This window comes from Amycolatopsis sp. NPDC051372 (genome assembly GCF_040682095.1).
Taxonomy (GTDB): domain Bacteria; phylum Actinomycetota; class Actinomycetes; order Mycobacteriales; family Pseudonocardiaceae; genus Amycolatopsis.
Map to the genome: position 1 here is coordinate 123,152 of NZ_JBFBAF010000005.1, position 12,568 is coordinate 135,719.

General features: G+C 70.8%; 12 protein-coding genes. 6 read left to right on the top strand and 6 right to left on the bottom strand.

What is annotated here, in order from left to right:
- Positions 1 to 19 precede the first annotated feature (19 nt).
- Genes AB0M56_RS09845 through AB0M56_RS09855 form a run of 3 tightly spaced genes read left to right on the top strand, consistent with a single transcriptional unit; the run spans position 20 to position 1,908 of the window.
- Complete coding sequence (locus AB0M56_RS09845; RefSeq protein WP_364173018.1) at positions 20 to 460, top strand: nuclear transport factor 2 family protein; 441 nt, start codon at positions 20 to 22, stop codon at positions 458 to 460.
- Positions 461 to 506: 46 nt separating this feature from the next.
- Positions 507 to 1,331: an oxidoreductase gene (locus tag AB0M56_RS09850; protein ID WP_364173021.1), complete on the top strand. Its 825-nt coding sequence runs from the start codon at positions 507 to 509 to the stop codon at positions 1,329 to 1,331.
- A gap of 13 nt (positions 1,332 to 1,344) precedes the next feature.
- Entirely contained in the window at positions 1,345 to 1,908 is a 564-nt protein-coding gene (locus AB0M56_RS09855) for a helix-turn-helix domain-containing protein (RefSeq protein WP_364173024.1), read from the top strand.
- Positions 1,909 to 1,930: 22 nt separating this feature from the next.
- On the opposite strand, the gene AB0M56_RS09860 is transcribed toward AB0M56_RS09855, so the two are convergent.
- From AB0M56_RS09860 to nadD, 5 genes are read right to left on the bottom strand one after another with little or no spacing between them, the layout of a single operon-like run.
- Positions 1,931 to 2,779, bottom strand: a complete 849-nt coding sequence (locus AB0M56_RS09860; protein ID WP_364173026.1) for a DegV family protein — start codon at positions 2,777 to 2,779, stop codon at positions 1,931 to 1,933.
- A gap of 4 nt (positions 2,780 to 2,783) precedes the next feature.
- Positions 2,784 to 3,512: a diglucosylglycerate octanoyltransferase gene (gene octT, locus AB0M56_RS09865; RefSeq protein WP_364173029.1), complete on the bottom strand. Its 729-nt coding sequence runs from the start codon at positions 3,510 to 3,512 to the stop codon at positions 2,784 to 2,786.
- Between the two features lie 3 nt (positions 3,513 to 3,515).
- Complete coding sequence (locus tag AB0M56_RS09870) at positions 3,516 to 4,130, bottom strand: histidine phosphatase family protein (RefSeq protein WP_364173031.1); 615 nt, start codon at positions 4,128 to 4,130, stop codon at positions 3,516 to 3,518.
- Positions 4,127 to 4,546 (bottom strand): ribosome silencing factor, encoded by a 420-nt coding sequence (rsfS, locus tag AB0M56_RS09875; protein WP_220242864.1) that lies wholly within the window; start codon positions 4,544 to 4,546, stop codon positions 4,127 to 4,129. Before rsfS ends, AB0M56_RS09870 begins: the two co-directional genes overlap by 4 nt.
- 45 nt (positions 4,547 to 4,591) lie before the next feature.
- Positions 4,592 to 5,191 carry a nicotinate-nucleotide adenylyltransferase gene (nadD, locus tag AB0M56_RS09880; protein WP_360600458.1) on the bottom strand — a complete coding sequence of 200 codons (600 nt, stop codon included), beginning with the start codon at positions 5,189 to 5,191 and terminating at the stop codon, positions 4,592 to 4,594.
- A gap of 423 nt (positions 5,192 to 5,614) precedes the next feature.
- On the opposite strand from nadD, the gene AB0M56_RS09885 reads away from it, so the two are divergent.
- The 3 genes from AB0M56_RS09885 (at position 5,615) to argS (ending at position 11,325) form a co-directional block, all read left to right on the top strand.
- Entirely contained in the window at positions 5,615 to 7,723 is a 2,109-nt protein-coding gene (locus AB0M56_RS09885; protein ID WP_364173035.1) for a RecQ family ATP-dependent DNA helicase, read from the top strand.
- 514 nt (positions 7,724 to 8,237) lie between these two features.
- Positions 8,238 to 9,527 (top strand): MFS transporter, encoded by a 1,290-nt coding sequence (locus AB0M56_RS09890; RefSeq protein ID WP_364173038.1) that lies wholly within the window; start codon positions 8,238 to 8,240, stop codon positions 9,525 to 9,527.
- Between the two features lie 70 nt (positions 9,528 to 9,597).
- A complete protein-coding gene (argS, locus tag AB0M56_RS09895; RefSeq protein WP_364173041.1) occupies positions 9,598 to 11,325 on the top strand; it encodes an arginine--tRNA ligase in 1,728 nt (575 codons plus the stop codon).
- Between the two features lie 27 nt (positions 11,326 to 11,352).
- On the opposite strand, the gene AB0M56_RS09900 is transcribed toward argS, so the two are convergent.
- Positions 11,353 to 12,561 (bottom strand): NAD(P)/FAD-dependent oxidoreductase, encoded by a 1,209-nt coding sequence (locus tag AB0M56_RS09900; protein WP_364173043.1) that lies wholly within the window; start codon positions 12,559 to 12,561, stop codon positions 11,353 to 11,355.
- Between the last annotated feature and the right edge of the window lie 7 nt (positions 12,562 to 12,568).

Consider the following 12,568-nt stretch of genomic DNA (forward strand, 5'->3'; position numbering starts at 1 on the left):
TCCGCGGGAAGGACCCACCATGACGAACGAAGCCGAGATCCGCGCCCTGATCGAAAACTGGGCCACTGCCGTCCACACGGGAAATCTCGACGGCGTCCTCGCCGACCACTCCGACAGCATCGTGATGTTCGACGTCCCGCCGCCCCACGAAGGTGTCCGCGGGATCGACGCGTACCGCGAGACCTGGCCACCGTTCTTCGTGTGGCAAGCGGAAGGCGCGACGTTCACCGTCCTGGAGCTCGTCGTGACCGCGAGCGACGACGTCGCGTTCGCCTGGGCGCTCCTGCGCTGCGGCACCCCCGCCGATCCACCGGGCCATCACCTTCGGCTGACCATCGGCCTGCGGAAGGACCAGGGCCGCTGGGTGGTGACGCACGAGCACCACTCGTTCGCCGCCGTCGACGGTGACACGGCCGAAAACAACCCTGGTGAAATCCGCGCAGTTGAAAGTGAACGATGACTCATGATAAACCTGAGTCCTGGTTCACATTCAGGAGGTGACGGTCATGGCTCCCAAGGTCGCCCTGGTCACGGGCGCGTCGTCGGGTATCGGAGAGTCCACCGCGCGAGAGCTGCTGGAGCGTGGCTACACGGTCTATGGCGCCGCGCGAAGGGTGGAGCGGATGGCGGACCTCGCCGAACGCGGGGTGCGGACGATCGCGCTGGACGTGACGGACGAGGAGTCCGTGGGGAAGGCCGTGGCGGCGATCGTCGCCGAGTCCGGGCGGATCGATCTGCTGGTGAACAACGCCGGCTACGGCTCATATGGCGCGGTCGAAGACGTGCCCTTGTCGGAGGCGCGCTACCAGTTCGAGGTGAACGTGTTCGGGGCCGCGCGGCTGATCCAACTCGTGCTGCCGGTGATGCGAGCACAACGCTCGGGCCGGATCGTGAACATCTCCTCGATGGGCGGCAAGATCTACACCCCGCTGGGCGCCTGGTACCACGGCACGAAGTTCGCCTTGGAGGGGTTCTCCGACTCGCTGCGGATGGAGGTGCGGCGGTTCGGGATCGACGTGGTCGTGGTCGAGCCCGGAGGGATCGCGACGGAGTGGGGCACCATCGCCGTGGACCACATGACGGAGGTCTCCGGCGAGGGCGCGTATTCGGACCTGGCCGGGAAGCTGGCGAAGGGCATGAACTCGGGCATCAACGCGCGGATGATGTCTCGGCCGTCCGTCATCGCGAAAACCGTCGCCAAGGCTGCGACCACTCGGCGCCCGCGCACACGTTACGCTGCGGGTTTCGGCGCGAAGCCCTTGATTTTCCTGCGCCGCGTCCTGCCCGACCGCGCTTTCGACACCCTGATCATGAGGGCCCTCGCGAGCTGACCACGGAGAGCCGATGGAGCCGTCCCGCCCGCTGCGCGCCGACGCGGTGCGAAACCGCACGAAGATCCTCGACGCGGCGCGGGAGCAGATCACCCGGCTCGGCCCCGACGTCCCGATGGACACGATCGCCGAGGCCGCGGGGGTCGCCGTGGGCACGTTGTACCGGCACTTCCCGACGAAAACCGACCTCGTCACGGCGGTGATCGGCGAGCACAGCCAACTGATCACCGAGGCCATCGAGGCGGCGGCGGAACGGGTGGCCGGCGGGGCCGACGCGATGAGCGAGATCTCGGCGCTGGTCAGCCACATCGTCGAGGCGGCGGCCGAGGACCAGGCGGTGAAGGCCGCGGCGCAGAACGTCGGGGCGGAGTACCTCACGCCCGAACAGGAGAGCCGCAGCCGTGCGGCCACGACGCGGATGATCAAGGCCGCCCAGCGCGACGGCAGGCTGCGTGAGGACGTGACCGCCGACGACTTCTACCTGCTCATCCTCACGGCGCCGACGGACGTCGAGCCGGCCGTGCGGGCGCGGTGGCTGGAGCTGTTCCTCGCGGGCTTCACCACCGGCAAGGGCTGAAACCCTTACCGGCCAAGGAGGATCACCTCTCGCGCTGCACGACCACCCCGAGCACACCCGGTCCGGTGTGCGCGCCGATCACGGCGCCCAGCTCCGACACCACGCAGCCGCCGGCGCAGCCGGGTACGGCTTCCTCCAGGCGGTTGGCCAGCTCGACGGCTCGTTCCGGCGAGGCGAGGTGGTGAACGGCGAGCTCGACCGGGCCTTCGCCGGCCGCCTTCACCGCGAGCTCGACCAGCCGCGCCATGGCCCGGTTCATGGTCCGGACCTTTTCCAGCGGAAGGATGCGCCCTTCGGACATGTGCAACACCGGCTTCACCGCGAGCGCCGTGCCCAGCAGCGCCGTGGCCGGCCCGATGCGGCCACCACGGCGCAGGTGATCGAGCGTCTCGACCACGAAGAGCGTGGACGAGCGCCCGGCGGCGTCGACCGCGGCCGCCTCGACGTCGACCGCCGATTTGCCCGCGGTGGCGGCCACCGCGGCGTGCAGCGCGGCGAACCCGAGCCCCATGGCCGTGGTGCGCGAGTCGACCACGCGCACGAGGTCCGGACCGACCTCCTGGGCGGCGAGCACGGCGGCTTCCCACGTGCCGGAGAGCTCTTTGGACAGGTGCACCGACACCACGGACTCGGCGCCGTCGTCGAGCGCGGCCCGGAAGACGGTCGCGAACTCGGCGGGCGTGGGCCGTGACGTGGTGACGATTTTGCGCTCCCCCAGCGCTTCCGCGAGCGCGGCGGGGCCCATCTCGGTGCCGTCGTAGGAGACGGCGCCGTCGACGAGGACGTGCAGGGGCACCACGCGCACCGAGTGCCGGTCGGCGAAGCCCTCCGGCAGATGGGCGGTGGAGTCCGTGACCACGGCGACCGACACGCCGTCAGCCTACGTGGCCGGGGCGCAAAGCCGGTGTCATCAGCTTCGCCATGGCCGTGCCGACTGCTTCGTGGCCCGGCCAGCCCCAGTGCATGCCGTCGGGGTTGCCCTCGCCGCCGAGCACGTGATCACCCACGACGGCGGGGAGATCGAGCAGCGGCACGTCCAGGCGTACGCCCCACGCGGCCATCGCGGCGGCCGCGGCGGGCCGGGCGGTGTGGACGCGGCCGTACGCGTCGGCGCGGTGCACCGACGGCAGCATCCCGAAGATCGGCAGCTCGGGCCGCAACACGCGCAACGCCTCCACAGCGAGGTCGAGGTAGTGCACGGTCAGCTTCGCGGGCAGCACCGTCGGCCGGCCCTGCAACACGACGGACAACCGCGGCTGCGCGGCCAGATACGCGCCGCGCACGACGCGGCGCACGCCGTCGGGACGGAGGTAACGCAAGCCGGTGCGGAGGTACGTCGGCAGCGGCGACGGGAGCGTGTCCATGCTGCCGATCGCCAGCACGACAGCGTCCACGTGGTGCAGATCGGCCCATACCCGGGGGTCACCGGTGAGGGACCACCACACGTCGCGCGCGGTCCAGCCGATGCCGGCGACCACGTCGGCGCGCCCGTCGAGCGCGGTGGCCGCGACGTTGGGCCACAGGCGTGGTTCGTCGGCGGCACAGGGACCGACGGGTCCGTGGAAGCTCAGCGAATCACCGAAGACGAGCAGGTGCGGGCCCATCGATCAGCCGGTGATCCCCGCGTTGTACGCATGCAGCCGCCAGGCGCCGTCGCGGCGGCCGAGCTCCACCCAGTGGCAGTTCATGATCCCGCCGAGCGACGGCCAGATCTCGATCGGCAGGCCGAGCAGCTTCGCCGTGAGCGCCACGATCAGACCACCGTGCGACGCGAGCAGCACCGACTCGCCGGCGTCGGAATTCGGCTGCAGCAGGTCGTTCACGACCTCGCCCGCGCGCCCGGCGACGTCCACTCGGGACTCTCCGCCCGGCGGCGCCCACGCGGCGTCGGTGCGCCACTTGTCGCGCTCACCGGGGTACGCGGCGTCGACCTCGGGGCCGGTCATGCCCTGCCACTCACCCAGGTGCGTCTCGCGCAGCCGCTTGTCGATGCGCAGCGGCACGCCGATCGCTTCGGTGAGCACGGTGGCCGTGTCGGTCGCGCGGTGCAGGTCCGACGCGATCACCAGATCGGGCGAGAACCGCGCGAGCGCGGGAACGGCGAAGCGCGCCTGGTTCCAGCCGACCGGGGTCAGCGCGGAGTCGAGGTGTCCCTGCATGCGGCCGGCGGCGTTGTAGTCCGTTTCGCCGTGCCGCCAGAGCAGCAGCCGCTTCAGGCTCACGCGTCCAGGCCGTCCGCGCTGTCCGCGGCGGCGTCGCGATCGGCCGCGGCGGCGGGCTCGAGCCCTTCGACCTCGATGCGCGGGCAGTCCTTCCACAGCCGCTCCAGGCCGTAGAACGAGCGCTCTTCCTGGTGCTGCACGTGGACGACGACATCGACGTAGTCCAGCAGCACCCAGCGGCCCTCGCGGGCACCTTCGCGGCGGACCGGCTTGTGCCCGCCGATGCGCAGCTTCTCCTCGACGTTGTCGACGATCGCACCGACCTGCCGCTCATTGGCCGCGGACGCGATCACGAAAGCGTCGGTGATCACGAGCTGGTCGGACACGTCCAGCACGACCACGTCGCTGGCCAGCTTGTCGGCTGCCGCGTGCGCGGCCGCGACGGCCAGCTCTCGTGCCTCGGACGTCGCTGCCACAGTGCTCCTTCAGGGTTCGGGGTACGCCCGGACGAGGGTACCCGGTCACTCACCTCGGTCTTTGCGGTACAGGTCCTTCTTGGCGATGTAGCGGACCACGCCGTCGGGCACGAGGTACCAGACGGGCTCGCCGCGCTCCACCCGCTCGCGGCACGCGGTGGACGAGATCGCCATCGCCGTGACCTCGACGAGGCTGACCTTGCCGCTCGGCAGGTGGTGGGAGTTGAGGCGGTAGCCGGGGCGCGTGACGCCGATGAAGTGCGCGAAGTCGAACAGCTCGTCGGCCTTGTGCCAGGTGAGGATCTGCTCCAGCGCGTCGGCGCCGGTGATGAAGAACAGCTGGTCGTTCGGGTACTCCTCGTGCAGGTCCCGCAACGTGTCGACGGTGTAGGTCTGTCCGCCGCGGTCGATGTCGACGCGGCTCACGGAGAACACCGGGTTGGACGCGGTGGCGATCACTGTCATCAGGTAGCGGTCCTCGGCGCGGGTCACGACGCGCTCTGACTTCTGCCACGGCTGCCCGGTCGGGACGAAGATGACCTCGTCCAGCGCGAAGCGCGACTGGACCTCGCTGGCCGCGACGAGGTGACCGTGGTGCACGGGGTCGAACGTGCCGCCCATGACCCCGATCCGGCGTGGTGACATAGCCGGTGAGCCTAATACGCGCGGGCGCGCGAGACCTGCCCATCCGGGCTGCGATGTGCGTGCTGTGCTGCTCGTTACCAACCCGGCCACAGCCACGGCGGGAACAGTTGCCGGGCGCGGAAGCGTCCAGTCGGGTGCCCGCCTTCTTTCGGCCGGATTGGCAACGCGCGAACCCGGCCTTCCCGCTCCCCAGGAGGAGGCCGGGCCCGCGCGCCACGCTCCGGCGGTCAAGGGGGCATCGCCGGGCGACCGGTCACCTCCCCCGAGAGGCACCGGTTGCCGAGGAGAGCCGGGAACGCCGAATGCCTTACGCGAGTCTTGATTGTGACTTGAATCACATAACTGTGCGTATTCGGTCGTGAGTGGTCCGTTCGCGCCCCGTCCGGCTCCCGTTCTGTCGGCCGCATGGGGTAGACCGGGGACGTGGACACCACCGAAGCCCTTCGCGAGCGTGCCGAGGCCCTGCTGCGGTCGCTCGCCGGCGAAACCGCGACCCTGCGCGAAGACCAGTGGACGGCGATCGAGGCCCTCGTCGCCCACCACCGGCGCGCGCTCGTCGTGCAGCGCACCGGGTGGGGCAAGTCGGCCGTGTACTTCCTGGCCACGGCCCTGCTCCGCGAGCAAGGCGCCGGTCCGACCGTCATCGTCTCGCCCCTGCTCGCGCTCATGCGCAACCAGATCTCGGCGGCCGCGCGCGCCGGGATTCACGCGGCCACGATCAACTCGGCCAACGCGCAGGAGTGGGACCAGGTGCAGGCGTCGGTCGTCGCCGGCGACGTCGACGTGCTCCTGGTGAGCCCCGAACGGCTCAACAACCCCGATTTCCGCGACGCCGTGCTGCCGAAGCTCACCGCGAGCGCCGGGCTGCTCGTGGTCGACGAGGCGCACTGCATCTCGGACTGGGGCCACGACTTCCGGCCCGACTACCGCCGGCTGCGCACGCTGCTGGGCGACCTGCCCGACGGCGTGCCGGTGCTGGCCACGACGGCGACGGCAAACGACCGCGTGGCCACCGACGTCGCCGACCAGCTGGGCATCGGCACCGGCGGCGACACGCTCGTGCTGCGCGGTCCGCTCGACCGCGAGAGCCTGCGGCTGGCCGTGGCCGAACTGCCGACCGACCAGGCGCGCATGGCGTGGCTCGCCGAGCACCTGGCCGAGCTGCCCGGGTCCGGCATCATCTACACGCTCACGGTCGCGGCGGCCCACGACGTCGCGGCGCTGCTCGGCGAGCGCGGCTACCCGGTGGCGGCGTACACGGGCAAGACCGACCCAGCCGACCGCCAGGCCGCGGAAGACGACCTGCTGGCCAACCGGGTCAAGGCGCTCGTGGCCACATCGGCGCTCGGGATGGGCTTCGACAAGCCGGACCTCGGGTTCGTGGTGCACCTGGGTGCGCCGTCGTCGCCGATCGCCTACTACCAGCAGGTCGGGCGCGCGGGCCGTGGTGTGGAACGCGCGGAGGTCGTACTGCTGCCGGGCCGCGAGGACAAGGCGATCTGGGCGTACTTCGGCTCGCTGGCATTCCCCGACGAGCTGCGGGTGTCGCAGGTGCTGAACTCGCTCGCGTACGCCGACCGTCCACTGTCGACTGCCGCGCTGGAGCCGACCGTGGAGCTGTCGCGCTCGCGGCTGGAGATGGTGCTGAAGGTGCTCGACGTCGACGGCGCGGTCCGGCGCGTGCGCGGCGGCTGGGAGAGCACGGGCCAGGAATGGCAGTACGACCGCGACCGCTACGCCCGGGTCGCGAAAGCGCGCGAGGCCGAGCAGTCGGCGATGCTCGGCTACATCGCCACCACCGGCTGCCGCATGGAGTACCTGCGCCGCCAGCTCGACGACCCGGACGCGGCGCCGTGCGGCCGCTGCGACAACTGCACCGGGCAGCACTGGGACACCGCGGTGTCGGAGGAGGTCGTGGGCGCCACGCGCGAACGGCTGGACCGGCCGGGCGTCGAGGTGGCGCCGCGCAAGCAGTGGCCCAGCGGGATGAAGGGGCTCGACGTGCCGTTGTCGGGCCGCATCGCCGCCACCGAGCAGGCCGAGCCGGGCCAGGTGCTGGGCCGCCTCACCGACGTCGGCTGGGGTTCGCGGCTGCGCGAGCTCGTGGGGCCGGGCGCGGTGGACGACGTGGTTCCGGAGTCGGTGTTCCAGGCCTGCGTGAAGGTCCTGGCGGCGTGGCCGTGGGCGGAGCGCCCGACGGCCGTCGTGGCCGTGCCGTCGGCGACCCGACCGGTCTTGGTGGCGAACCTGGCGGAGCGGCTCGCGACCATCGGCCGCCTGGAGCACCTCGGCACGCTGGACTCCGCCGGCCCACCCCCGCGGCAGGCCAACAGCGCCCAGCGCCTCGCCGACCTCTGGCAGCGCCTCTCCCTGCCCGCCGACGTCGCCGGCCGCATCGCGGAGACCCCCGGCCCCATCCTCCTCGTGGACGACGTCATCGACACCGGCTGGACCATGACCCTGGCTTCCCGCCTTCTCCGCAAGGCGGGCGCGAAGGCGGTGTTGCCCTTCGGTTTGGCCAGCACCTCCTGACCCCGCGCACGACCCGACAAAGCTGCGCGGCAGCGGTGACACGCCGAGCCGCTACCCGCCCGCAACCGCGGTCCGCACTTCACGGGGCGACCACCACCGCTGCCCCGCAGCCCCAGTAGGTCTCACGGCGGGCGCGAAGGCGGTGTTGCCCTTCGCATTGGCCAGCACCTCCTGACCCCGCGCACGACCCGACAAGCTGCACGGCGGCGATGACACGCGGAGTCACTACCCGCCCGCAACCGCGGACGGCACTTCACGGGGCGACCACCCCGCGGCCGGCAATCGCTCGGGCACCACCGCTGCCGGCAGCCGCGGTGGTCTGGCGGTGGGCGCGAAGGCGGGGTTGCCCTTCGGTTTGGCCGGCACCCTCCTGGCTCGGGGAGCACGGTCGCGACCACGGGTCCAGACCAGCGAAGACGTCCAACCAGAACCGCTTCAGCTCGGTGAAGAACTACCGATCTCCGGTCATTTCTGGCACAGTGCCCTTCCACCCGAGCGGGACGTGGAGGTCGCCATGGCCGGATCGACGGCGGAGGTCGCGACGAGGCACCGGTTGCCGGTGCGGAAGTTGTTCGCCGCCAGTGCCGGGAATGCGCTGGAGTGGTTCGACTGGACGATCTACGCGACGTTCAGCATCTACTTCGCGGGCGCGTTCTTCCCCTCCGGCAATGAAGCGCTGGCGTTGATCAACACGTTCGCCACCTACGCGCTCGCGTTCTTCTTCCGGCCGCTGGGCGGGGTGCTGCTCGGGCGGTTCGCCGACGTGCACGGGCGCAAGCCGGCGATGATCCTGACCATCGCGCTCATGGCGGGCGGTTCGGTGGCGATCGGGGTGCTGCCGACGTTTGCGCAGGCGGGCTGGCTCGCGCCGGTGCTGTTGCTGCTCGCAAGGGTGGCGCAGGGGATTTCGCTGGGTGGCGAGGTGTCGAACGCGTCGGCGTACCTCGGGGAGATCGCACCGGCGAAGAGGCGCGGGCGGTACTCGTCGTTCTTCTACATCTCCACCGGGTCGGCGGTGCTGATCGCGACCGTGCTGGGGTTCGTGCTGGCGCGGACGATGGACAAGGCGCAGCTCGCGTCGTTCGGCTGGCGGATCCCGTTCCTGCTGGGCGGGGTGCTGGGGCTCGTCGGGCTGTGGTTGCGGCGCAGCCTCGCGGAAACCGAGCTGTTCGAACAGAAGAAGGAGCAAGCGCGGCGCGTCGAGCGGCCGTTGCTGACCACGCTGACGCACCACCCCAAGGCCGTCGGGCAGCTCGTGGGCTTCACGATGCTGTCCACGCTTTGCTACTACACATTCTTCAGCGCCCTCACCTCCTTCGCCGTGAAGACGCGCGGGGCGAGCGACGTCGACGTGTTCCTCGCGCTCTCGATCGCCACCGCGCTGTTCGTGGCGCTGCAGTACCCGATGGGCGCTCTCGCCGACCGCGCCGGGCGCCGGCCGCAGCTGCTCGTGTGGTCGGGCGCGACGGCGCTGGTGATCGTGCCGCTGTCGTTCCTCGTGCGGCCCGGGCTCGGCGGGCTGCTCGTGGTGTTCTGCGTGGGGCTGGGCCTCTACACGGCGATGACGTCGCTCGCGCCCGCGATCATGAGCGAGCTCTTCCCCACCGAGCTGCGCGGACTGGGCATCGGGGCTTGGTACAACCTCACCGTCGCGCTGTTCGGCGGGACCGCGCCGCTGGTGCTCAGCGCGCTGTCCGCGGCCGGCGCGGCCACGGCGTTCTTCTGGTACGTCGCGGTCGCCGCGGCCATCGCGTTCCTCGTGGTGCTGCGCCTGCCCGAGACGAAGGGCAGCGAACTGCGGTAATCCCTTCGAGCCCGCTTCGGCCGAGTCGCTACGCTGCGGCGAATCGACTACGCGAAGAAGGAGGGACACCGTGCGCAAGCCCGAGGTTAGTGAGGAACTCGCCCGACGCGTGGTGGACGCCCTCCACCGCGCGCTCGACGTCGACATCGCCCCGGCCGACGCGCTCATCGCCGTCTCGACCCGCGACGGCGTGGACTACCAGTGCAACCTCGCGATGAGCCTGGGCAAACGCCTCGGCCGACCACCGCGCGAAGTCGCCGCGGCCATCGTCGAGCACCTCGAGATCACCGACCTCGCCGAGCCGCCGGAGATCGCCGGACCCGGCTTCCTCAACTTCGTGCTCCGCCGCGGATGGCTCGAAAGCAGCGTCAACGCGCTCGGCAGCGACCCGAGGCTCGGCGTCGAGCCCGCCACGGAACCGCGGCGCATCGCGCTGGACTACAGCAGCCCCAACGTCGCCAAGGAAATGCACGTCGGCCACTTGCGCTCGTCGGTGATCGGCGACGCGATCGTGCGGCTGCTTCGCTTCGCGGGCCACGAAGTGCTGCCCCACAACCACCTCGGCGACTGGGGCACCCCGTTCGGCATGCTCATCGAGCACCTGCTCGACGAACCGCCCGCCGGGCCCAGCGGCATCGGCGACCTCAACGAGTTCTACCAAGCCGCGCGCCGGAAGTTCGACTCCGACGAAGCGTTCGCCACCCGCTCGCGCGAGCGCGTCGTGAAGCTGCAGAGCGGCGACACCGAGACGCTCGCCACGTGGCAGGGGCTCGTCGACGAGTCCACCCGTCACTTCAACGAGGTCTACCACCTGCTCGGCATCACCCTCACCGACGAAGACATCTATGGTGAGAGCTTCTACAACCCATACCTCGCCAAGGTCGTCGACGAGCTGGAGGCCGACGGGCTCACCGAGCTCAGCGACGGCGCCGTCTGCGTGTTCCCCGAAGGCTTCCACAACCGCGAAGGCGACCGGCTGCCGCTGATCGTGCGCAAGCGCGACGGTGGCTACGGCTACGCGGCCACCGACCTCGCCACCGCGAAGTACTGGACCACCGAACGTGGCGCCACCGACCTGCTCTACGTCGTCGGCACGCCGCAGGCCCAGCACTTCGCGATGCTCTTCGCCGTCTGCCGCGCCGCGGGCTGGCTCGACGGAGTGCACGCCGAGCACATCGGCTTCGGCTCCGTGCTCGGCGCCGACGGCAAAGTGATGCGCACACGCGCCGGCGAGACGATCAAGCTCGCCGACCTGCTCGGCGAGGCCGTCGCGCAGGCCGCCGACGTCGTCGCCGAACGCAGTGAGCTCAGCGAGGCCGAACAGCGCGAGGTGGCGCGCGCCGTCGGCATCGGCGCGGTGAAGTACGCCGACCTCTCCGGCGACCGTGAGCGCGACTACGTGTTCGACTGGGATCGGATGCTGGCCAAGGACGGCAACACGTCGGTCTACCTGCAGTACGCGCACGCGCGGATCGAGTCGATCCTCGCGAAGGCGGGGGACCAGAGCACTGGCGCGCCCGTCACCCTGGCCGAGCCGGCCGAACGCGCCCTCGCCCTCACGCTGCTGCGATTCGGCGAGGCCCTCCGCTCGGCGACCAGCGCGTACGCGCCGCACAAGCTGTGTACGTACCTCTACGAGACGGCCGTGACGTTCTCCCGCTTCTACGAGCAGTGCCCGGTTCTCACCGCCGAGACGCCGGAACTGCGGGCCTCGCGGGTGCAGCTGGCCACGCTCACGTCGCGCACGCTCGTGCTCGGCCTCGAACTGCTCGGCATCGAAGCGCCGCGCCGGCTCTGACCGGCTGCGGGGTTGCGGCACCGAGCCTCAACCCCGCAGCTTCGCGACCGCCCCCATCGCCCGGAACATCCCCCGCGTCGCCACCCGTCCGAGCCGGCTCTCCGACACGAACTGCTCGGCACTGCGCGCCGACGTGCGCACCGCCTTGAACCCGTACTTCCGCATCTCGCGCTCGTACTCCCCTACGGCCACGCGCACGTCACCACCCGCGGAAAGCTTGCGGCACAACAACTGCGCGTCGCGCAACGCCGTGTTGGCCCCGATCCCGCGGAACGGCGTCATGCTGTGCACCGCGTCGCCGAGCAGCGACACCGGGCCGGGCTCCCACGGCTTGACGGGAATCGACGTGAGGATCGGCAGGCGGCTCACCGAACCGTCGGGTGACTCCTCGACGAGGCAGACGAGATCGGGATGCCAGCCCCGAGTCAGTTCCAGGACGGTCTCGCGCAGCCCACCACCGTCCAGTTCGGACAGTCCAGAGGGGAACCGCCGTGCCCGCGCGCCGTAGCCCCACATCACGTAGCTCCCGGTGTTCTCGAACAGTACCGGGTCGACGGCCGCCGTCTCGTCGTTCACCGCCACCTGCGGGAACAAGTGCGGCGTGGTGAACATCCCGGCCCCTGGCGGTGGCAGCACGTAGTTTGGCCCGGCCGTGAAGCGCCCGAAGTCACCGCTGACCGGGTACTTGCCGGCGATAACGACGATCCCGGTGTCCACCCGCCGCGCGTGCGGCAGGAGCTGCGCACGCACCCGGGAGTTCGCACCGTCCGCGCCGATGACGAGATCGGCGTCCGCTGTGGTGCCGTCCGCGAAGTGCAGCGTCACCCCCTTCGGCCCAGGCTCGTACCGCACGAACTCCTTGTCGTGCCACAGGATTCCGTCGAGACCCGTGGACAGCACCTGGTGCAGCGAAATCCGGCTCACGGAGTGGTGGGCGTTCGCCGGATCCGCCGCGTCCGGTTCGCGCATCACGGCCAGCTCGCGCAACTGCTCTGTGACGAACGCGAACTCGTGGGCACTTTCCCCCGTCGTCGCAAGGAATCTCTGCCACGCGTCGGACGGCAGGCACTCGTGCAACGCGGCCGCCCCGTGCGGATCGATGTGCACGCGATAACCCTGCAGCCGCTCGGTCCGCGTGCGGCTGCGCTCATACACCGCCACTTCGACGCCGGCCCGGACGAGGCCGTGGGCCAGGCACAGGCCACCCGTCCCGCCGCCGACGACGGCAACTCGCAAAGTTCAT

Coding starts and splice junctions, on each gene's coding strand:
- AB0M56_RS09845 (WP_364173018.1), top strand. CDS start 20: ATGACGAACGAAGCCGAGATCCGCGCCCTGATCGAAAACTGGGCCACT.
- AB0M56_RS09850 (WP_364173021.1), top strand. CDS start 507: ATGGCTCCCAAGGTCGCCCTGGTCACGGGCGCGTCGTCGGGTATCGGA.
- AB0M56_RS09855 (WP_364173024.1), top strand. CDS start 1,345: ATGGAGCCGTCCCGCCCGCTGCGCGCCGACGCGGTGCGAAACCGCACG.
- octT (WP_364173029.1), bottom strand. CDS start 3,512: ATGGGCCCGCACCTGCTCGTCTTCGGTGATTCGCTGAGCTTCCACGGA.
- nadD (WP_360600458.1), bottom strand. CDS start 5,191: ATGTCACCACGCCGGATCGGGGTCATGGGCGGCACGTTCGACCCCGTG.
- AB0M56_RS09890 (WP_364173038.1), top strand. CDS start 8,238: ATGGCCGGATCGACGGCGGAGGTCGCGACGAGGCACCGGTTGCCGGTG.